Consider the following 22,258-nt stretch of genomic DNA (forward strand, 5'->3'; position numbering starts at 1 on the left):
CAAGCGCCACCGCACCGCGAGCCGCCACCGGGAGCCGTCATGGGCGTACGCAGGGAACTGAAGCAGGCGAAGAAGCGCACCGATCCGAGAGGCCGTGTCCAGGTCGAGCTCACGAGGGACGGGAGCGGCACGGTCCGTGAGGCGCGCACGCCCGCCCTCGCGCCGGGAACCACCACCGGCAGCATCGCCGACCTGCCCTTCACCAACGCGGCCGAGGCCCCCGACGCCGTGGTCCTGCGCCGCAGGGAACGCGGCACCTGGCAGCCGGTGACGGCCACCGCCTTCGCCCGTGAAGTCACCGCCGTCGCCAAGGGGTTGATCGCGGCGGGCCTCGAACCGGGCGGCCGGGTCGCGGTGATGTCCCGTACCCGCTACGAGTGGACGCTGCTCGACTTCGCGATCTGGGCCGCGGGCGGCCTGTCCGTCCCCGTGTACCCCACCTCCTCGCCCCAGCAGATCGAGTGGATCGTCCGGGACTCCGCCACCCGTCTCGTCGTCGTCGAGACACCGGAGAACGCGGCGGCGGTCACCACCGGCACGGCCGACCACCCGGCACCCCCGCAGATCTGGCAGCTCGACGCCGAAGCCGACGAGGGCACCAGTAACGGAAGCGTTCGCGGTGGCGCCATCGCCGAACTGACCGCGCTGGGACGCGACCTGTCCGACGAGGAGGTCACCAAGCGCCGCAGCGCCCTCGCCCCCGACACCGTCGCGACGATCTGCTACACCTCCGGCACCACCGGCCGGCCCAAGGGCTGCGTCCTCACCCACGCCAACCTGTACGCCGAGGCCGCCAACACCGTCGAACTCCTCCACCCCGTCTTCAAGGAGGTCACAGGCCAGCAGGCCTCGACCCTCCTCTTCCTGCCCCTCGCCCACATCCTGGGCCGCACCCTCCAGATCTCCTGTCTGATGGCACGGATCGAGCTGGGCCACTTCCCGAGCATCAAGCCCGACGAACTGCGCCCGGCGCTCCGCGGGTTCCGGCCCACCTTCCTCGTCGGCGTGCCCTACCTCTTCGAGAAGATCCACGGCACCGGCCGCGCCACCGCCGAACGCATCGGCCGCGGTGCCTCCTTCGACCGCGCCCACCGCGTCGCCGTCCGCTTCGGCGAGCTGCACCTGGACAGGTTCCTGGGCCGCGGCAAGGGGCCGGGACCCGGTCTCTACGCCGCCTGGGCCCTGTACGACCTGCTGGTCTACCGCCGTGTCCGCAAGGAGATCGGCGGCCGTACGCGCTATGCCATCAGCGGCGGCTCCCCGCTCGACCGCGAGCTCAGCCTCTTCTTCTACGCCGCCGGGATCCTCGTCTACGAGGGTTACGGGCTGACGGAGACCACCGCCGCGGCGACGATCGTGCCGCCCCTGCGGCCCCGCCCCGGCACGGTCGGGCTTCCCGTACCGGGCACGGCCGTGCGGATCGCCGACGACAGCGAGGTGCTCATCAAGGGCGGCATCGTCTTCGGTGCCTACTGGAACGACCCGGCCGCCACCGACGCCGTCCTGACCGACGAGTGGTTCGCCACCGGCGACCTCGGCTCGCTCGACGAGGACGGCTACCTCACCATCACCGGCCGCAAGAAGGACATCCTCGTCACCTCCGGCGGCAAGAACGTCTCCCCGGCCGTCCTGGAGGACCGCCTGCGCAGCCGGCCCCCGGTCGGCCAGTGCGTGGTCGTCGGCGACAACCGCTCCTACATCGCCGCCCTGATCACCCTGGACCGCGAGGACCTCACCCACTGGCTGTACGTCCGCGGGATGCCGGCCGACACCCCGCTGTCCGAGCTGGTCGGCGACCCCCGGTTGCGCGCCGACGTCCAGAAGGTCGTGGACCACGCGAACCAGGCCGTCTCCAGGGCGGAGTCGATCCGGGACTTCACCCTGGTGGAGGGCGAGTTCACCGAGGACAACGGCCTGCTGACCCCGTCCCTGAAGATCAAGCGCCACGCCGTGACGGCGGCGTACGCGCAGGACATCGACGCGCTCTACGACAACCCGACGCCGACCCCGACACCGGCGCCGGGACATCACGCACCGGAATCGCACACACGGGAACAGCGGGCCACCCCCGAGGGGTGACCCGCTGTTCGCGGAGCTCGGTGGAGCTGGGAAGTCAGCTTCCGGCAGCGCCGTTGCCCGAGAGCACCGGGATGTTGTCCAGGATGTGCGAGAGGGGCTCGTCGCCCTTCGCCTGGGTGGAGTTCTCGGTGCACTGCTGGTTCTGCGGGGCCGACAGGATCGGCACGTCCTGCAGGACGGTGACGGGCACCAGGCCGACGAGGGAGGCCAGGTTGGCCTTGACCGGCAGACCGACACACGGCTTGTTGAGCGAGCCCTGCACGAGGGAGAGCTGGGGGCTCATCTTGCCGTGCGTGGCCTGGTTGCCGTACTTCTGGACGGAACCGTTGCCGTTGGCGGTGGTGACGCCGTCGTCGTTGCCGATGGCCAGCGCCTGGGGCGCGGCGACGGCCGACAGACCGGCGACAGAGGCGGCAAGTGCCGCGGTCGCCATCAGCTTCTTCATTTTCGTTCCCTTTCGGAGAGTGGCCCCCGTAACGGAGCCGCATATTCATCAACAGTGCGGTGGACGGTGCGGTTGCGGGGTTTGCCCCGATTGGCCCACAGGCTTTCCTCGGGACCGGAGCTACGCGCCGCCGTTGACGTGGCAGGGGGAGTGGGCCGCCGGGAAGGCCGGCGGCCCACAGGGTGATGCGGCAGATCAGCTGCCGGAGGCACCGTTGCCCGAGAGCACCGGGATGTTGCTGAGGATGTGCGAGAGGGGCTCGTCGCCCTTCGCCTGCGTGGAGTTCTCGGTGCACTGCTGGTTCTGCGGGGCCGACAGGATCGGCACGTCCTGGGCGACCGTGACCGGCACCAGGCCGACGAGCGAAGCCAGGTTGGCCTTGGCGGGCAGGCCGATGCAGGGCTTGTTCAGCGAGCCCTGGATGAGCGCCATCTGCGGGCTCATGTCGCCGTACGTCGCCTGGTTGCCGTAGATCTGCGCGGCGTGGTTGCCGTTGGCGGTGGTGACGCCGTTGTCGTTGCCGATCGCCATCGCCGAGGGGGCGGCGGCAGCCGTAACACCGGCGACGGAAGCGGCGACCGCCGCGGCAGCCATAACCTTCTTGATCACTTGCTGGTCCCTTCTGGAGTAACCCCGTCCACCGGAGCGACCTGGACAACTGCGCCCGGCCCGCATAGTTGCTCCGGTTCACTCCGATGGCCCATTTGGGAATGCCGTTTGTACTACACATGCGCGCGGAGCTTTCCGTGAATTGCGGACCGTCGAACGGGCCAACCGGGTGACACCTCGAAACCAATCGGCCCGCCTCCGGTTGATGCGGGAGCAGGAACACGGGTCTCTGCGCAGGAAAGGACCGGAGAAATGCTCAAGAAGGCAATGGCCACGGCGGCGGTCGCCGCTTCTGTCGTCGGTGTCGCGGCGGCGGGTGCCCCGCAGGCGCTTGCCATCGGCAACGACAGCGGCGTCACCACCGCCAACGGCAACCAGGCCGAGCAGGTGTACGGCAACGCCAAGACCGAGGGCGACATGAGCCCCCAGGGCCAGCTCGTCCAGGGCTCGCTCAACAAGCTCTGCCTCGGGGTGCCCGTCAAGGCCAACCTGGCCTCGCTCGTGGGTGTCCTGGTGCCGGTCACCGTGCTGCAGGACGTGCCGGTCCTGTCGGCCCCGCAGAACCAGCAGTGCGCCGAGAACTCCACCCAGGCGAAGGGTGACGAGCCGATCTCGCACGTCCTGGACAACATCCCGGTGCTCTCGGGCAACGGCGCCTCGGGCAGCTGACCGGCCGTCACGAGGACTGCCCGGGTCGCCCCGCCGCTCTGTGCGGCGGGGCGACCCGGGTTTTTCGGCGTGATGTTCCGCTTTCCTTTTCTGTCTTTATGAAGTGACGTTTCGCCGCCCATTCCGCTCCGGGCGTTCGGGTGAAATACCGGCGAGTCGCACTTTCTGTAGTTTCTTCGTCCCCCGCCCTCTCGTTCAACAGCCCGCAGGTCATGGTGCGAGTCGTTCAGGCTGGGCTCGTCCGGTTTCGGCCGTCATTGGGCATGACCGCAGAGAAAGGGAAGTACGTGAAGCACAAGAAGAGTGCCGTCGTCATCGCCGGCGCGATCATGGCCATGGGCATGGGCGCCCCGGCCTTCGCCGACTCCGAGGCCGAGGGTGCGGCCGTCGGCTCGCCCGGCGTCCTCTCCGGCAACGTTCTCCAGGTGCCCGTGCACATTCCTGTCAACGTGTGCGGCAACTCGATCAACGTGATCGGCCTGCTGAACCCGGCGTTCGGCAACGAGTGCGTCAACGACTGACGTCGTAACGCACCAGCCGAACGGCTGAGTCACGCCGGCCTTGGACCGCATTCCGGTGCCAAGGCCGGCTTTTCCCACTTCTACCAGCAGAGAAGACAACAAAGTTGCGACAGACCCTGAGCAAGGGAATGGTCGCGGCCGCCGCCGCGACGAGCATCTTGTCCCTGTACGGCTCCCAGGCGTTCGCGGACTCGGACGGGCACGGGGTGGCGGCGGACTCGCCCGGAGTGCTGTCCGGCAACAACGTGCAGGCGCCGGTGGGCGTGCCCGTGAACGCGTGCGGCAACTCCGCGAACGCGGCCGCCGGCCTCAACCCGTCGTTCGGCAACTCCTGCGCCACCCCCACGGGCAAGCACCGCAAGCCGGACGGGTCCCGCCACGGCGCCCCGGCCGGTTACGGCTCGGACCACGGCCACGGCTCCCACCGGGGACACGGCTCCGACCAGGGCTACGGCTCGGACCATGGTGGCGGCTCCGGCCACCACGGATCGGGCCACCACCACGGCGGCGGTTCCGCCACGCACGGCGGTGCGCACGACGCGCCCGGTGTCGGTACGGGCAATGTCGACGAGGCCCCCGTGGACGTACCGGCGAACGCCTGCGGCGACACCGCGGACGCGGGCGGCCTGCTGAACCCGGCGTTCGGCGACACGTGCGGGCACGACGGACCGAGGGGCTACGGCGACGACGACACCCCGCCGTCCGGGCCGCCTTCGGGGCCCCCGTCCGGTCCGCCGCACACCACGCCTCCGCACACCACGCCTCCGACGACCACGCCCCCCGAGACGGGTCCGCCCGGAACGGTGCCGCCCACCACCGGGCCTCCGTCGTCGGTCCCGCCCACCACGGGTCCGCCGGGAGCGACGCAGCCGTCCCCGCCCTCCTCCGGCGAGGGCCCCTGGCCGGAGCTGGCGCACACCGGTGTCGACGGGATGCTCGCGGCCTCGGCCGCCGGCGCCGGGCTGCTGCTCGGCGGAGCGATCCTGTACCGCCGCAACCGGGTCGCCGCCCGCCGGTGACGACGCGCCGGATGCCGGACGCCACCCGCCCGGCATCCGGCGCGTGACGTCCGTCATCCGGCATGTGGCACCTGGCATCCGGCACCCGCGCGGTCAGCGTCCCGCCGCCCCCAGCACCCCGCGCCGCTCCCGCGCGCCGGGCACGGGCAGGAGAACCGGTCCCGTACGGAGCCGGCGCCGCACCCCTCGTACGAGGGTCCGGGCCGTGAACGACGCGCCGTGCACGAACCGCATGGCCGGGCCGAAGCCGGCCGCCGTGACCAGGCCCGCCATGAAGAGCCCCGGCCAGGTCGACTCGAACTCCCGGCCCACATAGGGCGATCCGTCAGGACACGCGCCCAGGCCTTCGTGCACGTCCGCCGTCAGGATCCCCAGGCGTTCCCGGGTCGGTTTGAACCCCGTCGCGGCGATGACGTGTTCGGTGTCCAGGGACGTCAGCCCGCCGGCCGGGCCGAGCAGGTCGAGGCGTACGCCGCCCGCCGACCCGTGGGCCGCCGTGATCTCGTGGCCCAGCAGCAGCTCGACGGACGGCTCGACCCGGTCGCGGATCCACCAGGCGCCCGCGGGGCCGAGGGCCGTGGTGGCGATCCGGGCGCGGGTGGGCTCGGGCAGACGGCGGAACGCGCCGGGGCGCTCGGCGTAGAACCAGTTGCGCCAGCCGGGGCCCAGGCCGCTGTGCGGCGCGCGGGCCGACTGCCACCAGGGGCGCTCCCACGGCGGCGGGACGTCGTTCCAGGAGAGGCCGGGGGCCCGGGCCACGACCCGGACGCGGGTGCCCTGTTCGGCGAGCAGGGCCGCCGTCTCCAGCGCGGCCTGGCCGCCGCCGACCACGGTGACGTCCTTGCCGACGAAACGGTTCAGATCGCTGTGATGGCTGCTGTGCGAGACGTGCTCGGGCGTCAGCCCGCGCAGACTAGCCGGGACTTCGGTGAAGGGGAGCACGCCGACCGCCAGCGCGACCGTCCTCGCGCGCACGCTTGTACCGTCCTCGGTGACCGCCTCGAAACCGCCCGGGCAGGGGCGGATGTGCGCGATCGTGCGCTCGTCCACCTCCGGGACGGAGTGCCGCGCGAACCACAGCCCGTACGAGGCGAACACCTCCACCGGGATGGGTGCCCCGTGCCGGGCCTCCATCCCCTGCTCCGCGCAGTAGGCGGCCAGGCCCAGACGGCCCTGGGGGTCCGAGAGGTTGGAGGCCCACGGCTCCGACTTGAGGAACATGCCGCGGGGCATGTGGTCGCGCCAGGAGGCCATGGGCCGGCCGAACACCCGAAGGCTCAGACCGGCCGCCGCGGCATGGGAGGCGATGGACAGGCCGTAGGGGCCCGCTCCCACCACCAGCAGGTCGTACATCAGTGACTGCTCGCTTTCTCTTCGTCGGACAGGGGGGTCGGCTGAGGAGGAGGTGTCGTCGGCCGTACGGGAGGCGTGGGCGGTCGTACCGGGCCCGCGCCGGCGACCGGTACGGAGGCCGTCCGGCGCAGGCGGACCGGCAGCCGCCGGACCGCGCGCCGGCCCACATGGCGTGACCACAGCGCCCACAGGGCGGCACCGGGCGCGAGGTCGTCCCGGGCGTGCCAGGCCAGTTCGGTCCCGCGGCGGAAGGCGGCCGAGAGCGGCGCGTAGTTCTCCACCACGAAGGTCCGGCCCGGCAGGGGCACGGGCGTTGGCAGCGGACGGTGGGTCAGGTCCAGGTGCAGGGCCCGCACCACGTCGAGCCCCGCCCCGTCGGCGAACAGCCGGAACTGCGCGCCGGGCCGCGGATTGAAGTCGAGCAGGTGGTACGCGCCGGTCGCGCCGTCACGGCGGAAGTCCAGGTCGAAGATGCCGCGGTAGCCGAGCTGCGAGACGAGCCGTTCGGCCAGCGTGCGCACGGCCGGGTTCGGCGTCCAGTGGCCCACCGCGGTCAGCCCCGCGCCGCGCGGCCAGGCCAGCTGTTTGCGGCCCGTGCCGCCTCCGCACACCGCCCCGGACCGGTCCACGTACCCGTGGAAGAACCAGTCCCGGTCGGGGCCCGGCGCGAGGAATGCCTGGAGCAGCAGACGGCTGCCCGCCTCCTCGGCCCGCAGCCACAGGGCCCGCGCCTCCTCGGCGGAGGTCAGGACCGTCGTGCTGCGCAGGTCCGAACCGGCGGGCAGCAGCCAGGGACGGCTCCACTTCGCCACCACCGGCAGCCCCAGCCGCCGGGCCGCCGCAGCCGCCTGCGCGGGACCGTCCGGGACCAGCGTCAGCGGGTGCGGGATGCCCGCGGACTCGCACACGGCGGCCAGTTCCGCCTTGTCCGCGACCCGCTCGGCGAGACCGGCGGGCGCGAGGGGCAGCAGGAAGCGGGGCGCGAGTTCGGCCCGCAGCCGGTCCACGGCCACGGCGCCCGCGTCATCCATTGGGATCAGTACGGCGGGCCGGCCCACCCGCGCCGCCACTCGGCGCAACGTCGAGGCGATCTCGGACGGCGGGGCCCCGGGAGAGGGCGGCGGATGCATCCGGCACACAAAACGCGAACCGCGCACCGGACTTCCGGTGGAATCCGCGACCAGGTGTACGTCGATTCCGGCCCGGCCGAGGGAGCGTACGGCTCCCAGCGTGCCGTGGTGAAAGGGATTCCGGTCGGTGCGCAGCAGGACGGCGGGGACACGGGTGTCGAAGGACGGCATGGGTCTGATTCCTTGGGATCGCTTCTGATTCTTCGCTTCTGATTTCTCACCCGTGCGGGTGAGCGGGCATTTCCCCGGCGCCCGGCCTCGGTTGGCGCAATTCATATTCATATGACTGAGTGTCAGTGGACGGTGGAAATGAACGCGAGGAGTGGACATGGCCCCACTGCAACGGACCCGAACCAGACGGCCGGCGTACGTCGCCGCCGTACTCACCGCCGGACTCTTCGCCTCGGCCGCCCTCGTGCCCGGGACGGGACACGCGGCGGCCGTACGGGCGGGGGAGCCGCCCGCCCCGCCGCCGACCGCGCCCACCGGTGTCGTGGCGCCGGTCGCCGCGCCGGTCGCCGCACCGACAGCCCCCGGAGGGGCGACCCCGTTGCCCGCGCCGCCGAAGGCCCCCGAGAGCCCGGCCTTCGGCGCCTACCTGGACTACGGGCCCCGCGGGGTGGCCCGGATCGCCGAGCTCAGCCGCTGGCTCGGCGGGGCCGACCTGCGGGTGGCGCACACGTATCTGCCGGGCGACCGCTGGAGCAACATCGAGGGCCTGCCCGGCTTCCTCGACGCCTGGGCCCACTGGCGGCGGGAGGAGGCCGACCGGCTCTTCGTCCTCAACGTCCCGATGCTGGAGCGCAACGAGGAGGGCGTCTCCGACCGGGAGGTCCGCGGTCTGCTGCGGCGCGGCGCGGCCGGGGAGTTCGACCACCACTTCCGCAAGCTGGCCGAGCGGCTCGTCGAGCTTGAGGTGCCCGACACCGTCATCGTGCTCGGCTGGGAAATGAACGGCATCACGTACACCCATCGCTGCGGGCCGGACCCGGAGGCCTGGAAGAAGTACTGGGACAGGATCGTCACCGCCATGAGAGCGGTGCCGGGGCAGAAGTTCCGCTTCGACTTCACTCCGAACCGCGGCCGGGACGCCATTCCGTGGACCCAGTGCTATCCGGGCGACGAGACGGTCGACGTCATCGGCATGGATTCGTACGACCAGCCGCGCGGACAGTCATTCGACGAGGCCGTTTCGGAGCCCTACGGGCTTCAGGCGCACGTCGACTTCGCGAAAGCGCACGGAAAGCCGATCTCCTATCCTGAATGGGGGCTGTTCCGAAACGGCGACAACGCGACCTACATGAAGCGCATGCTCGCCTGGCTGGACGAGCACAAGCCGCTGTACAACACGCTCACCGACTACTGCCCGCACGGTGTGTGGCAGTGCGACGACAACCCCGAGGCCTCCGAGATCTACCGGTCCGTGCTCTTCGGCCGCACCGATCAGACCCCGAAGCCCACCGACCCGGCCCCGAAGCCGACGGATCCGGCGCCCAAGCCGACCGAGCCGCCCAAGCCCACCGACCCGACGCCCGAGAAGCCGTCGAACTGTTCGCCGGTGGCCCTGGGCGACTGGGTGGAGTACTGGCTCGGCGGGAAGCTGTGCCTGCGCTTCGACTGGTGGTCGCGCAACCGCTGACCGGAAGGCGAAGACGAAGGCGGAGGAATCGGAGGCGGCGGGCCGGTCACGGCCTGCCGCCACCGCGTCCCCTCCAGTCGAGGAACCGGTCGAGCAGCTTCTTGCCCCGGTTGCGGGCGGCCACGTCACAGACGGCGGCGGACATCAGCGGTGACGTCCGCCGTCTGGCCAGCAGGAAACGCTGGTTGACGACGGGCTGCGGGCGCCAGTGGTGCTTGTAGGGCTCGTTGCCGCGCAGCAGGCTCAGCACCCGGCGCCCGCCCGTCCCGTTGCCCGTTCCGTTGCCCGTTCCGGTGTGCTGGGCGCAGGCGTGCAGCAGCATCGTCGCCACGTCCGCCTTGCGCTCCCGCAGCTGGGGATGCGCGCCGTACAGATAGCCGCCCGCCAGCCGGTCCGACAGGAGCGTCAGGTCGACCGCCACCACGGTCCCGTCCACCAGGAACTCGGTCACCACCGCGTCCCCGGCGCGGACCATCGGTCCCACCGAACGGATCAGGTGTTCGGCGAAGCGATCCTGCAGATGCTCGGTGGTCACCTTGCGGCCCTGCCACTGCAGCCGGTGCAGCTCCAGAAGTCTGCGCAGTGCCGTGTCGACGTCGTCGGGGCGTACGGCCCGCCGTTCGACACCCAGCGTGGACAGCTTGCGCAGTTTGGCGCGGACCCGCTGCTGGGCCTTGGCCGTCGCCAGCCGTCCGATCAGGTCGTCCATCGGCACGGCGGGCAGCTCCAGGCACAGCGAGTCCGGCACCTGCCGCCGGGGCCCGCGCCAGCTCGCGTACACCCGCTCCACCGCGCCACCGGGCCGCACCTCACGGAAGTCGATGAGCGCGGTGCGCGCCGCCGCGGCCAGCCCGTCGGCCAGGGCGGAGGCCGCCCGGTCGGCGCGCTCGCCGTCCTCGATCAGCACGTCCCCGAAGTCGGAGATCGACCCGCCCAGCGGTACGAGGGCCGGCCACGGCTGCCGTACGAGCATCAGCGGGGCGGCGGCCACCAGGTCGCCGCCGTCGCGGACCAGCACCAGCCGGAGCCGGCCGGGCGTGCCGTACGAGAGCCACCACGAGTGCAGCCACGCGTGGCTCTGGAAGGGGGTCGCCGTGCCGCAGTGCCGGTACAGCTCTCCCCACTCCTCGGCCAGCCGCCCGAACTCCCGCTCGTCCGTGCACAGTTCCGTACGCAGCTCGGTCCGCGGCCGGGTCCGCGGCGCGGCGGCTCTCACAGCTGTCCGTGGACGTCGGCGGCGGTGGCGGGGCCCGGCACCGAGGCCGTGGGCGCGGTTCCCGGGGCGCGGCGGGGGCGTACCAGCAGCGCGAGTCCGCCGAGCAGTCCGCCGGCGCTCGCGCCGACGAGACCGGTCACCGACGCGGACGCCGAGGAGGCCTCGGTGGGTTTGATCGCCCGCGAGAACTGCAGCAGCTCCACATGCGTGCTGCTCTCGGTGTCGTTCGCGTGCCGGGTCAGCGAGCGCGACACGGCGTTGGCGATGTCCGCGGCGAGGTCGGGCCGGGTGGAGGTGGCGGTCACGGCGACCATCGGCGCGTCCGGCGAGGTCGCCGTCCGCACGCTCTCCCGCAGGGTCGACACCGGTACGCCCGCCCACACCTGGGCGTCCCCGAGCACCGCGAGCTGGGTGGCGACCCGCCCGTACGCCTGCGCGAAGCCGAGCGCCGCCGCCGGGTCCGACTGCTCGGTGGGGACGGCGATGACGTAACTCGTGGCGGTGTACTGCGGAGTCTTCAGGACGCCGTACGAGCCGCCGAGCACTCCGCCGAGAAGGGCGCCCGCCGCGAGCAGGGACCACGGCGGGAGCGCCCTGGCGCGCGCGAATGCCGTTCCCGGCCGCCCGGTGACACGGATGGGGTTGTCGGTCATGTGGAACTCACTCCCAGAGTTGCGGCCGTGTAGATGTCCATGAGCCGGTCGGCACTGCGGGCGATGCTGTAGTGGTGGGCGGCCTCCGGCGCGGAGCGCGGCCCGGGGCCCTGCGCACGCGCCTGCCGCACGGCCCGTACGAAGGAGTCGGCGCCGCCCTGCACCCGCCGGGCGAACGGCGCCGCGTCCCGGGGAAGGTCGTCGACGGCCGGGCAGGAGACGTAGAGCACGGGCAGACCGGCCGCCAGGGCCTCCACGACGGCGAGCCCGAAGGCCTCCTCCGCGGACGGCGAGGCGAGGAGGTCCATGGCCCCGGTCAGGGACGGCAGGTCGAGGTCGGGGCCGCCCGCAGCGCCCTGCGACGCGGGCCCGTTCGGGCGCTCGCCGGTGAACAGCACCCGGTCGGCGACCCCCATGCGCTGCGCCGCCCGCCGCAGCACGTTCTCCTCCGGGCCCCCGCCGACCAGCAGCAGCCAGACGTCGTCCGGCAGTTCGGCCAGCGCCCGCACGAGCACCTCGAACCGCTTGCCTGCCGTCAGCCGCCCGACACCCCCGACGACGTACGCACCCTGCGGCAGCCCCAGCCGCCGCCGGGTGCTCTCGCGCCGGGCCGCGTCGAAGCGGAAGCGGTCCACGTCGATGCCGTTCGGGACGACCTCGATGCGCGGGCCCGGCACGCCCCAGCGGCGCAGCCGTTCGGCGACCGTGGGCGAGACCGCGACCGTCGAACGGCCGAGGCGCTCGCTGGCCAGATAGAGCGCCCGGACGCCCGGGGTGAGGCGGCGGCCCTCCATCTGCGAGTCGCCGAGCGAGTGCTCGGTGGCGACGACGGCCCGCACCCCGGCGATGCGCGCGGCGGTCCTGCCGTACACGCAGGCCCGGTAGAGGTGGGTGTGGACGAGGTCGTAGCGGCCACGGCGGATGAGCCGGGCCAGGCGCGGGAGCGCCGCGAGGTCGCGGTTGCCCTGTATGCCGAGGTGGGTGACGCGCACGCCGTCCGCGACGAGGCCCTCGGCGACCGCGCCCGGGTTGGTGAGGGTCACCACGTCGCACTCGACGGGCAGGTTCCGCACCAGGAGCCGCAGTTGCTGCTCGGCCCCGCCGACCCCGAGCCCGGTGATGACGTGCAGGGCCTTCACCGGGCCGCCTCCGTCACCGGGCCGGCCGCCAGGGGGACCGCGCGTCGGCGCAGCCGGTTGAGCCGGTACTTCAGCTGCAGCCGCCAGGAGGTGTCGTTCTCCCCGATGTGCACCCGCGGCAGGGCGAAGAGGCCGGTGAGCGGGCCGGGGTCGATCGCGCACGCGTAGCCGTAACCGGCGGCCCGGACGGCGTCGGCGACCCGCTCGTCGACCGTCCCGTACGGGTAGCACAGGCCCTGGACCGCACGGCCCGTCAGCTCGGAGAGCAGGGCCCGGCTGCCGCCGAGCTCGGCGCCGAGCAGCGCGTCGTCGGCCAGGGTGAGGTCGACATGGGTGAGGCCGTGCGAGGCGATCTCCAGGCCCTCGGTGTCCGCGAGCCGGCGGATGCCGTCGGCGGTGAGGAGCGGTCTTCGGGGGCCGAGCGGATCCCACTCGTTCGTGCCGCCGAGCCTGCCCGGCAGGACGAACACGGTGGCGCCGAAACCCCAGCGTCTGAGCAGGGGCAGGGCGTTGTCGGCGAAGTCCGCGTAGCCGTCGTCGAAGGTGAGGCCCACCAGGCCCCGGCCCTCGCCCCGGGCGTGGGCCGCGAGCAGGTCCGCCATGCCCACCCCGCGCAGGCCCCGCCGGTGCAGCCAGCCCAGCTGCCGGTCGAGGCGGTCGGGGGAGACCGTGATGCGGTACGGATCGTCGGAACAGTCGCCCACCGAGTGGTACATCGCCACCCACAGGGGCGCCGTGACCGGCCGGGCGCGGCTCTCGGTACGGGTGGCGTCGGTCGGGCCGACGGGATCGGTCGGGTCAGCGGAAACGGGCATGCGGCAGCCTTCGGGTGACGGAGCGGAGGGCGGTTCGGAAGGCGGGTGCGACGGCCTGGACGCCGAGCAACCGGAGCAGCAGTACGTAGACGAGGGTGACGGTCAGACCACCGGTGAGCAGGGCGAGCGCGGGCGAATCGAAGCGGCTCGCGCACAGGGCGCCCGCCACGGCCGCGCACCCGGCCGCGCGGAGCGGCTTGCTGAGTTCGTGGACGACCCGGCGGGTGCGGATCGGCACGCTGCGCCGCTCGTTCATGCCGGACAGCAGCAGCGCCGCGGTGAGGGTGATGCCGATCGCGTTGGCGGCGGCGATCCCGGACACCCCCCAGGCACCGACGGTCGCGGCGCCGATCCACGAGGTGGCCACGATGCCCGCGGTCATCGCCGCGAGCGGGTACCAGGTGGGGCGGCCCGCCGAGAAGTACGTCCGTACGAGCGCGCCCACGAGGGTGTGGCCGAGCAGCCCCACCGAGTAGACCCGCATGACGGTCGCCGTCGCCGCCGTGTCCCGCGCGGTGAACGCGCCGCGCTGGAAGAGGAGTTCGATGATCTGCGGTGCGCACGCGAAGACCGCCGCAGCGCCCAGCAGGACTATGCACGCGGCGACCGAGACGTCGTGCTCGACGCGGTTGCGGGCCCGCTCGGTGTCGCCCTCGGCGAGCGCCTGCGCCAGCACCGGGAAGGTGACCGTGCAGAGCATCAGCGAGAGGGTCATCGGGATCTGGGCCACCTTCTGCGCGTAGTTCAGGTGCGAGATGGCTCCGGAGGGGAGGTTGGAGGCGAGGTAGCGCTCGATGAGGACCTGGGACTGCCGGCAGAGGGCGAAGAGCAGGACCGGGGTGACGAGGGCGAGATTCACCGAGTGCGTCACCGACTGCTTCGGCGGCTGCTCCGCGGACCGTTCCGCCTCCGGCCCCGCGGCGTCCGGCCCTTCGGTGTCCGACGCCTTCCGGGTCCCCGCCGCGGCTCCCGCCGGGGTCACGGCCGCCGTCGCGGACCGGCGGCCGAACAACTGCCGTACGAGGGACGGAGTCTGCGCCGCCACCATCAGACAGCCGCCCAGCGCGACACCGATGGCCGCCGACCGCACACCCCAGTGGCCGCCGAGGACGAACATCGCCGTGATGATGCCGGTGTTGTAGGCGACGTAGATGGCGGCCGGGGCCAGGAAGCGGCGGTGGGCGCGCAGTGCCGCGCTGCAGTAGCCGGCGAGTCCGAAGCTCAGGACGCAGGTCGCCGTCAGCCGCGTGCAGTCGACCGCGAGCCGGGGGTCGGGCAGTCCCGGCGCGAGCCCCGCGACCAGGTAGGGCGCCCCGGCGATCAGCAGCGCGGAGACCCCCACGAGGACCAGCGCGATGCGGGGCAGGGTGGAGGCGACGAGTGCGCGGACCGGGTCGCCGCCGCCGGTTCCGCGGGCCCGCCGTGCCACGGCCAGGCTGAACGCCGGGACCAGCACGAAGGCCATCCCGTCCTCGATCAGCAGCGTCGCCGCGACCTCCGGCACCGTCCACGCGACCAGGAAGGCGTCCGTCTCGGTCCCGGCCCCGAAGAGATGCGCGAGCGCCTGGTCCCGGCCGAGACCGAGCAGCGCGCCCGCGATGGAGAGGGCGGCGGTGACGAGCGTGGCCTTGGCGAGGAATCCCCGGGTGGGCGGGGGGACTTCGGAGGGGCCGTTCCGCTCGGTGCCGACGTCGGCACCGGAGGCGGCGCCGGAAGCGGAGGCCTCGGTGGCGGCCGGGTGCGCGGTCCCGGCCGACGCCGCGCGGGCGCCGGGCAGCAGGACCTCCTCCCCTGTCCCGACGGCCGTGCCGTGGTCCTGGGCGGAGGGGTCGCTCGCGGCCCCCGTCCGCCGACGGCCGCCCCTTCGCGCCGTCGTTCCCTCGTCCCCGGCCCGGGAAGGCGTCACCGTCATCGTTCTCCGGCCCTCTCGTGGGCGCTGTCGCGGGCGTTCTCGTCGGCCAGCGCCCACCACGCGGCGAAGCCGAGCACCAGCGCGGTCAGCACGGTCGAGGGGCCGCCGATGTCGGCGTACACGAAGTCGACCAGCTGCCAGACCAGCAGCCCGCAGGCGACGAGCGCGCAGTCGAGGCCGCTCGCGGAACGCCGTGCGCGCAAGAGCTTCCGGAGCCCGAGAACCAGCAGCGCCAGCCAGCTCCCGGCCAGTGCGAGCAGCCCCAGCAGGCCCTGCTCGCTGAGGATCAGCAGATACATGTTGTGCGGCGACAGCAGCGGCTGGCGCTGGAAACCGGCGCCCGCCCCGTCCGTGTCACTGCCCGACGACAGCGCGAGTGAGGCGTGCCCGTCGCGATGGTCGGGGAAGCCCTTCAGCCCCACCCCGGTCAGCGGCTGATCGCGCCACATGTCGACGGCGGCCGTCCACATCGTGTACCGGTCGGTCACCGACTGGTCCGGCGCGTCCGCGACCTGCGTGATGCTGCTGATCCGCTCCTGGAGCATCGCGGAGCCCACCCCGAGCCCGCCCACCAGGACCACCGCCACCGCCGCGACCGCCGCGAACACCTGCACGGCCCGCCGCAGTCCGGCGAGTACGAGCTGCGCCCCGCAGGTCACGGCCGTCGCGATCCACGCGCCCCGGCTGAACGACAGCGCGAGCGGCAGCAGCAGCGCCAGCGCGCACACCGCCGCCGCGGTCCGCTGCCGCGCGGGTCCCGACCCGAGCGCCAGACCGAGCGCGCACACCAGCCCGAACGCCACCACGGCCGCCATGCCCATGATGTCCGTGGCCCCGAAGGTGCCCACGGCCCGGATCATCTCGCCCTGGTACGAGGCCCCGGTCCCGGTCACGAACTGGTGGACCCCGAGCCCTCCCTGCCACAGCGCGAGCCCGACGAGCGACCAGGCGACCAGGCGTGCGTCACGGCGGTCGCGTACCAGCAGCATCACCGCCGTCGGCACCAGCACGAAGATCTGCAGATAGCGCACGAGCCCCTCGGCCCCCACCCCGGCCGAAGCCGCGTCGGCCGTCGCGACGGCGACCCCGACGACGGGCAGCCCGAGCACGACCGCGGCGGTACGGGACAGGGGGCGCCGCCGGCCGCGTACGAGACGCAGCGCGCAGCAGACCACGACCAGCCCGGACACGGCGTCGGCCAGGGTGCCGCCGCCGTCCCCGGAGACCGGCAGCGCGAGCATCACGATCAGCGCGATCACGGGCAGCACGGGAAGGAAGCGGCGGGGCGCCGCGGCCACGACGGCGACCAGCGGCGGGGCGGGCAGGACCTGGGTCACCGGTTCAGCTCCCCGTCGGACGCACGAGCGATACCGCGGTGCGCGCCAGGATGCAGACGTCCTGCCAGAGCGACCAGTCGTCGATGTACGCGTTGTCGAACCGGCAGCGGTCCTCGATCGAGGTGTCGCCGCGCAGCCCGTGGATCTGCGCGAGCCCGGTGATGCCGGTACGCATCCGGTGGCGGGCCGCGTAACCGGGGTACGTCTGGCTGAACTGGCCGACGAAGAAAGGCCGTTCGGGGCGCGGTCCGACCAGGCTCATGTCGCCCCAGAAGACGTTCCACAGCTGGAGCAGCTCGTCGAGCGACGTGCGCCGCAGGAAGCGGCAGAACCACACCATCTCGTGCTCGTTCGCCACGCTCCAGCGGGTCGCCGCCTCGTGCGCGTCGACCGGCCGGTGCGTACGGAACTTCAGCAGGGTGAACGGCCGCCCGTCCTTGCCGATGCGCTCCTGCCGGAACACCACACCGGGCCCGTCGACGGCCCGCAGCACGACCGCGCACACCAGCAGCATCGGGCTGACCAGCAGCAGCAGGGCGCCGGAGACCAGCACGTCGAGCAGCCGCTTCCCGGCACTCCCGTACCGGCGCCCCAGGGACAGCCGGCGGCAGGCGAACCCGGCGAGCCGGTCGGAACGCCCGTACGCCGACGAGTCCGCGCGCACCTCCCACACGGCGCAGCCCGACTCGCCCAACGTCCGCAGCAGCGAGGCCTGTTCGGGCCAGGTGGAGGGGGCCACGGCGAGCACGTCCTGCACGCCGTTCTGGATGAGGGCCCGCTGGACCTCCTCGCCGGTGGTCAGCACCGGCAGGCCCTCGCCGTCGCTCGCCTCGTCGGCGACGACCCCCACCGGCCGTACCCCGCAGTCCGGCTGCCGCAGGAAGGCGGCGGCCACGCGCTGCGCGTCGACGGTGCGGCCGACCACCAGGGCCGCGCGCGGGCGCCGCTGGAGCGTCCGGCGCCGGTGGCCGTGCACGACGCCCCGGCCCGCGCAGCTCACCAGCGACTGCACCGCGCAGCCGAGGACCAGGGCGCTGGCGGACAGCGCGTGCTCGGGGGAGTACGCGGCCAGCAGGGCCGCGAGCGCGCACCAGCCCACCGCGATCCGGGCGCAGACGGCGGGCAGTTCGTCCAGTAAGGCCGGTACGGCGGGGGTGGACGTGGCGCGGTACAGCGACGCGTGCGCGTTCAGCCGGAGCACCGCGAGCACCAGCAGGGCCAGCGGAAGCGGATGCGGCCACGGCAGCGCGAGGGCGCCGCCGGCCAGCGCCGCGCCGATGTCCACGGCGGGCAGGGGCAGCCGTGAGGGCCGCGGCACGGCCCGTACGCGGTGCACGGCACGTACGCGGTGCACGAAGGGCCGTCTGCCGCTGGGGAACGCGAAGCCGCCGACGGCCTCGCGTGGCGGCATGACCGAGACGGGCGAGCCCGACGAGGCCGACGAGACGGATGAGACGGGCGAGAATCCGTGGTCCGCCGCCCGCGGCCGGCCGCCGGGGGAGGGAACGGTACTTTCCGCAGTCACGTGTGGATGGACTCCCTGTACTCGGTGTGGTCCACGCCCTTGGTCCGCCCGGTCGGCCAGGTGCCGATCAGATCGCGGTACACGTCGGCGACGGCCGCGGCCGTGCGCCGCACGTCGTGCGTGGTCGTTACGTACCGGCGTCCCTGGTGACCGAGCGACTCGCGCAGCAGCGGGTCGAGAAGCAGCTCGGCGACGGCCCCGGCCAGCGCGTCCGGCCGCTCGGACGGCACCAGGCAGCGTGGCCCCTGGCCCGGCGGCAGGCTCTCGCGCGACCCGTCCACATCGGTGATCACGACGGGCCGCCCGCAGGCCATGGCCTCCAGCGGCGCCAGCGCCATGCCCTCCCAACGGGACGGCAGGACGACCAGATCGGCGGCCTGGTACCAGGGCATGGTGTCGGTGACGGCCCCGGCGAACAGCACGGACGGGGGAGCCGAGGCCCGCAGCGCCTGCGCGTCCGGCCCGTCGCCGACCAGCACGAGCCGCGCGGCCGGCACCCGCCGGGTCACCTCGCGCCACGCCTCCAGAAGGACGTCCTGTCCCTTCTGCCGGCACAGCCGCCCGACGCACACCACGAGCGGTGCCGCCGCGTCGACGCCCGCCAGCAACGGAATCCCGGCCCGTACGGTCTCCACGGGCGCCGGGTGGAAGCCGCGGGTGTCGATGCCGTTCGGGATGACGCTCCACCGGCCCCTGATCCCCGACCGCTGCCCGGTGCGCCGCTCCGCCTCGCTGACGCACACCACCCGCGAGGCCCAACGGGCCCCCAGCCGCTCCCAGTTGAGGGCGAAGAGGCCGGTGGCCCCGCCGACCGCCTCGAACGACCAGGCGTGCGGCTGGAACACGGTCGGCACCTGCCCGCGAACGGCGAGCCGGGCCGCGAGTCCGGCCTTGGCGCTGTGCGCGTGCACGACGTCGGGCCGCACCTCCCTCACGAGCCGGCGCAGACTCCGTACCTCCTGGGCGAGCCCCGGCCCGGGCGAGCGGGTCGCGTGCCAGTGCCGCACGCCCGCGCCCAGGAGCTCGGCCGCCGTCGCGAGGCCGCCGTCCGGCGGGCAGGCGACGGTGACGTCGGCGCCGGTGGCCAGCTGTGCCCGCACCAGGTCGGTGACCACGCGGCCCACCCCGCCGTCCACTGGCTGGGAGACGTGCAGGACCCGTGGCCTCGGTCCTGGGCCGGTCGGTGACAGTCGCATGAGGGCTTCCTCGCTCACGGGCGGCGCTCACGGGGAGCGCGGGTGGAACTCGGTCGGGGCCGGGACAGGAGGGGAGGGGCATCAGTGCTTCGCGTCGACGGCGACGAACAGCGCGCCGGCCCAGGCCGCGTCCCGCCGCGACACCAGCCGGAAGTCCAGCCGGTCCCCGCCGCGCCGCAGGCCCTCGCGGAGATCGAGGACGTCGGAGTCGTACCCGAGCGTGTTCGGATACGAAGGCGTCCGCGGGGCGGCCGTCCCGTCGGGCTCGCCGATCGTCGAATTCAGTACGTCGTCACGGGGGTTGGCGCTGTTGCCGAGCGGGACCGCCCTGCCCCGTCCGTCCGACACGGTGAGCGAGTCGCCGGTCCGCCCGCGGTCGCCGTTGTAGGCGACGAGCCCCACACGGCCCGCGGCCCCCGCGGGGAACGGCAGGCCGCCCACCCGGACCGCCCGGTCGTCGTCCGGCCCCAGCGGGCCGAAGCCGTCCCAGATCGCCAGATGCCGCAGCGGCTCCGACTTCTTCTCGTACGCCACCATCAGCGTCCAGCCGCCCCAGGCGCCGGCCGCCGAGTGCCCCATCGCCACATTGACCTGCGCCACGGTGTACGCGCCCGCGCCGCTCGACCGCACCAGCCGCGTGACGTCCGCCGAGGCCTGGAAGGCGTCCGCGCCACGGGCGGCCCGGTGCCCGACGAGGGTGTCCGCGAGCACTTCCTTGTACTGGCCGCCGGCCTCGGCGATCAGCACCCGTCCGTTGTCCTTGGGCGGCTTCTGCTCACCGACCCGCAGATTGCCGCCCCAGTACAGCCGCGCGTACGAGACGCGGGCGCCCGACGGCAGACGGACCTCGGCGCTGCTGGAGTTGTAGGTGTTCGGGTCCTTGTCGATGTCCGTGTAGAACATGTCGAAGCCGTCGTTCGCGGCCGCCAGACCCGCGCGGGCCGCGGGGCACGACACCGCAGTCGGCGCGACCGGTGTGCGGCAGGTGATCGACGAGTTGGCGGCCCGGACGATCCCGCCGTGCCGGAGCGCGCGGTACCGCTGGGTGAACGTCAGGCTCTCCGCCTCGGCGGCGGGCGGTGCGACCGTGGCGCCCGGCGGGGCGGGGGCGGCCGACGCCGGTCCGCCCGGCACCCACAACGAGGCGAGGGAAAAAGCTCCCACCATCCCACGGCGCAGCAGAAGACCCAGGGAATTGCGCATGACCGGCGTTGCCCTTTCGGGGGGAATTGCGGCGGCGGAGGTTCCGGCCCTTGCGGACCGGTGGGACGGGGACATCGGCGGACGGGACGCGGACATCACACGGGTGCCGACATGACTCCCCGTCTGTTTCAAGTGATCTGAGGTGATCTGGGGCGGTCTGTGACGATCTGAGGAGGAACGCAACTGTAGCCGCTATCCGTATTTATCGGTGAAACCTGTCAAGTGTGTCGGAATCGTGTGCATGTCTCGGAATAACCGCCTGGCTCGCTTCTGGTAACGGCCCGGAGCGTCACTCTTTTGGAGGCACAACCCGCGCCGTCGCCACGCGTTGATTCCAGAGCCGGGCATCCCGCCCGGTTGTTGTTTCAATCCCAAGGAGCACCTCTCCATGTCGCGTATCGCGAAGGGCCTGGTCTTTACCTCCGTTGCCGCCGCCGCCATGGCGGGCACCGCCGGCATCGCCGCCGCCGACAGTGACGCGCACGGCGCCGCCACCAACTCCCCGGGTGTCCTGTCGGGCAACCTGGTGCAGGTCCCCGTCCACGTGCCGATCAACCTGTGCGGCAACACCGTGAACGTCATCGCGCTGCTGAACCCGGCGTTCGGCAACGAGTGCGCCAACGACTGACGTCGAAGCCCGGCCCCTGATCGGCCGTCCTCCCCCCAGGGGAGGGCGGCCGATCCGCGTTGCCCCGAATGGGGGGAGGGCAGGCAAGTGCCTTCGGCGGGGCCGGGCATGGCGGCTCATCAGGGACAACGGTCACGGCGGTGGGTGCGGGCCGCCGCGGTGCGCGGGTGATCGGTTGCAGGCGGCGGTCACCGATTCCACGGTGGGCACAGGACCCGACGCACCATCGAAAGGACCCTTCATGCGTGCTCTGCCCGCGCGGCGTATCGCGACCTCCGCACTCTGCGCCACGTTCCTGCTGGGGATCGCCGGACCCGTCGCCGTGGCCGCCGACCACGACCCGGCGCACGACGCCCGGTCCGCGGCGGCCCCGCCCGCGACAGCGGTCCGGGCACCGGTGCCCGAGGCGGACGCCCTATTGGCACAGGCCGCCGGCCTCGCCGATGTCGCCGGAGTGCTGAAGCCGGTCACCGACCTGCTCACCGCCGCGCTCAAGGCCGACGGCGGGAAGCTGCCCGCCGCCGACGCCACGAAGCTCGGCGACGCGGTGAAGGAGGCCATCGCCAAGGCCGCCGGGTCCGCTCCGGCCGCCCCGCAGACCCCGCCGGCGAAGACACCGGCCGTGCCGCAGACGCCGACGGTTCCGCAGACACCGGCGGTGAACTCACCGGCCGATCCCAAGATCCCGGCCGTTCCTCAGAGCCCGGCCGATCCCAAGATCCCGGCCGCCCCGCCGGCGATCCTGCCCGCGCTTCCCGGTGCCCCCGCGCTGCCCGCGCCGGACTCGGCGAGCCGTGTGGCCGCGCCCGACCTCAGGGCCGACGCGCTCAAGGCCCTGCAGAGCTCGGTCGACTCCCTGACCGAGGCGGCGGTCGCCGGAGACGCCACCGCTCTGGGGGTGGCCGCGAAGCAGGTCGTGAGCGGTCTGGTCAACTTCGTCGCAGCGGTGGCGGTGGGCGGCGCCCTGCCCGCGCCGAACCTGCCGGGACTGCCCAAGCTGCCGACGAACGTGACCGCACCGTCGGGGAGCGGTGGCTGAGGCGAAGCAGCCACCGCCCCGGCCGTGGGGGGGGGGGGGGGCCCCCCCGGGGGCGCGCCCCGGGGGGGGCCCGCCGTTATTGCATGGTTTGATTTTTGGGTTTGTTTGTGTGGGTAGTTTGTGGTTATCCA

Annotated in this window: 20 protein-coding genes; 7 read left to right on the forward strand and 13 right to left on the reverse strand. The window is 73.2% G+C overall.

Annotated elements, in window-relative coordinates:
* The first annotated feature begins 39 nt into the window (after nucleotides 1-39).
* Nucleotides 40-2,079 (forward strand): AMP-dependent synthetase/ligase, encoded by a 2,040-nt coding sequence (locus tag ACZ60E_RS18385; protein WP_469441636.1) that lies wholly within the window; start codon nucleotides 40-42, stop codon nucleotides 2,077-2,079.
* Between the two features lie 34 nt (nucleotides 2,080-2,113).
* Here the strand turns inward: ACZ60E_RS18385 and ACZ60E_RS18390 are convergent, their stop codons facing one another.
* Nucleotides 2,114-2,524 (reverse strand): rodlin, encoded by a 411-nt coding sequence (locus ACZ60E_RS18390; RefSeq protein ID WP_107016147.1) that lies wholly within the window; start codon nucleotides 2,522-2,524, stop codon nucleotides 2,114-2,116.
* Between the two features lie 195 nt (nucleotides 2,525-2,719).
* Nucleotides 2,720-3,133, reverse strand: coding sequence for a rodlin (locus tag ACZ60E_RS18395; protein WP_107016148.1), 414 nt, complete (start codon nucleotides 3,131-3,133; stop codon nucleotides 2,720-2,722).
* Between the two features lie 252 nt (nucleotides 3,134-3,385).
* Here ACZ60E_RS18395 and ACZ60E_RS18400 point away from each other — a divergent pair, with 252 nt between their 5' ends.
* The 3 genes from ACZ60E_RS18400 (at nucleotide 3,386) to ACZ60E_RS18410 (ending at nucleotide 5,342) form a co-directional block, all read left to right on the forward strand.
* Nucleotides 3,386-3,802 (forward strand): rodlin, encoded by a 417-nt coding sequence (locus ACZ60E_RS18400; RefSeq protein WP_384814202.1) that lies wholly within the window; start codon nucleotides 3,386-3,388, stop codon nucleotides 3,800-3,802.
* Between the two features lie 263 nt (nucleotides 3,803-4,065).
* Complete coding sequence (locus ACZ60E_RS18405; RefSeq protein WP_384802322.1) at nucleotides 4,066-4,323, forward strand: chaplin; 258 nt, start codon at nucleotides 4,066-4,068, stop codon at nucleotides 4,321-4,323.
* Between the two features lie 104 nt (nucleotides 4,324-4,427).
* On the forward strand, nucleotides 4,428-5,342 hold the full coding sequence (locus tag ACZ60E_RS18410; protein WP_469441642.1) for a chaplin: 915 nt from the start codon (nucleotides 4,428-4,430) through the stop codon (nucleotides 5,340-5,342).
* 93 nt (nucleotides 5,343-5,435) lie between these two features.
* On the opposite strand, the gene ACZ60E_RS18415 is transcribed toward ACZ60E_RS18410, so the two are convergent.
* Both ACZ60E_RS18415 and ACZ60E_RS18420 read right to left on the reverse strand, forming a co-directional pair.
* Nucleotides 5,436-6,695 (reverse strand): NAD(P)-binding domain-containing protein, encoded by a 1,260-nt coding sequence (locus tag ACZ60E_RS18415; RefSeq protein ID WP_469441644.1) that lies wholly within the window; start codon nucleotides 6,693-6,695, stop codon nucleotides 5,436-5,438.
* Entirely contained in the window at nucleotides 6,695-7,996 is a 1,302-nt protein-coding gene (locus ACZ60E_RS18420; RefSeq protein WP_469441648.1) for a carboxylate--amine ligase, read from the reverse strand. Before ACZ60E_RS18420 ends, ACZ60E_RS18415 begins: the two co-directional genes overlap by 1 nt.
* 157 nt (nucleotides 7,997-8,153) lie before the next feature.
* Between ACZ60E_RS18420 and ACZ60E_RS18425 the strand changes: the two genes are divergently transcribed.
* Nucleotides 8,154-9,464, forward strand: a complete 1,311-nt coding sequence (locus ACZ60E_RS18425) for a glycoside hydrolase family 26 protein (RefSeq protein WP_469441650.1) — start codon at nucleotides 8,154-8,156, stop codon at nucleotides 9,462-9,464.
* A 46-nt stretch (nucleotides 9,465-9,510) separates the two neighbouring features.
* Here ACZ60E_RS18425 and ACZ60E_RS18430 read toward each other — a convergent pair whose 3' ends face one another.
* From ACZ60E_RS18430 to ACZ60E_RS18470, 9 genes are all read right to left on the reverse strand, one after another.
* Nucleotides 9,511-10,680 carry a GNAT family N-acetyltransferase gene (locus ACZ60E_RS18430; protein WP_469441651.1) on the reverse strand — a complete coding sequence of 390 codons (1,170 nt, stop codon included), beginning with the start codon at nucleotides 10,678-10,680 and terminating at the stop codon, nucleotides 9,511-9,513.
* Nucleotides 10,677-11,333: a YveK family protein gene (locus ACZ60E_RS18435; protein ID WP_469441654.1), complete on the reverse strand. Its 657-nt coding sequence runs from the start codon at nucleotides 11,331-11,333 to the stop codon at nucleotides 10,677-10,679. The genes ACZ60E_RS18430 and ACZ60E_RS18435 overlap by 4 nt, the downstream gene beginning before the upstream one ends.
* A complete protein-coding gene (locus tag ACZ60E_RS18440) occupies nucleotides 11,330-12,472 on the reverse strand; it encodes a glycosyltransferase (protein ID WP_469441656.1) in 1,143 nt (380 codons plus the stop codon). The genes ACZ60E_RS18435 and ACZ60E_RS18440 overlap by 4 nt, the downstream gene beginning before the upstream one ends.
* Nucleotides 12,469-13,188, reverse strand: coding sequence for a polysaccharide deacetylase family protein (locus tag ACZ60E_RS18445; RefSeq protein ID WP_384802621.1), 720 nt, complete (start codon nucleotides 13,186-13,188; stop codon nucleotides 12,469-12,471). Before ACZ60E_RS18445 ends, ACZ60E_RS18440 begins: the two co-directional genes overlap by 4 nt.
* An 82-nt stretch (nucleotides 13,189-13,270) precedes the next feature.
* Nucleotides 13,271-15,199 (reverse strand): murein biosynthesis integral membrane protein MurJ, encoded by a 1,929-nt coding sequence (gene murJ / locus ACZ60E_RS18450; RefSeq protein ID WP_469441658.1) that lies wholly within the window; start codon nucleotides 15,197-15,199, stop codon nucleotides 13,271-13,273.
* Nucleotides 15,196-16,536: an O-antigen ligase family protein gene (locus ACZ60E_RS18455; RefSeq protein ID WP_469441659.1), complete on the reverse strand. Its 1,341-nt coding sequence runs from the start codon at nucleotides 16,534-16,536 to the stop codon at nucleotides 15,196-15,198. The genes murJ and ACZ60E_RS18455 overlap by 4 nt, the downstream gene beginning before the upstream one ends.
* Nucleotides 16,537-16,540: 4 nt before the next feature.
* Nucleotides 16,541-18,061, reverse strand: a complete 1,521-nt coding sequence (locus tag ACZ60E_RS18460) for an exopolysaccharide biosynthesis polyprenyl glycosylphosphotransferase (RefSeq protein WP_469441660.1) — start codon at nucleotides 18,059-18,061, stop codon at nucleotides 16,541-16,543.
* Nucleotides 18,058-19,257, reverse strand: coding sequence for a glycosyltransferase (locus ACZ60E_RS18465; protein WP_469441662.1), 1,200 nt, complete (start codon nucleotides 19,255-19,257; stop codon nucleotides 18,058-18,060). The genes ACZ60E_RS18460 and ACZ60E_RS18465 overlap by 4 nt, the downstream gene beginning before the upstream one ends.
* 81 nt (nucleotides 19,258-19,338) lie before the next feature.
* The gene (locus ACZ60E_RS18470) at nucleotides 19,339-20,460 is read right to left on the reverse strand and encodes a DUF3344 domain-containing protein (RefSeq protein WP_453792698.1); all 1,122 of its coding nucleotides are present in this window, start codon (nucleotides 20,458-20,460) and stop codon (nucleotides 19,339-19,341) included.
* A 388-nt stretch (nucleotides 20,461-20,848) separates the two neighbouring features.
* Between ACZ60E_RS18470 and ACZ60E_RS18475 the strand changes: the two genes are divergently transcribed.
* Both ACZ60E_RS18475 and ACZ60E_RS18480 read left to right on the forward strand, forming a co-directional pair.
* Nucleotides 20,849-21,088 (forward strand): chaplin, encoded by a 240-nt coding sequence (locus tag ACZ60E_RS18475; protein ID WP_384802360.1) that lies wholly within the window; start codon nucleotides 20,849-20,851, stop codon nucleotides 21,086-21,088.
* A gap of 241 nt (nucleotides 21,089-21,329) precedes the next feature.
* The gene (locus tag ACZ60E_RS18480; RefSeq protein WP_469441666.1) at nucleotides 21,330-22,127 is read left to right on the forward strand and encodes a hypothetical protein; all 798 of its coding nucleotides are present in this window, start codon (nucleotides 21,330-21,332) and stop codon (nucleotides 22,125-22,127) included.
* Nucleotides 22,128-22,258: the final 131 nt, after the last annotated feature.

It is taken from the genome of Streptomyces sp. NPDC102514, from assembly GCF_055584525.1.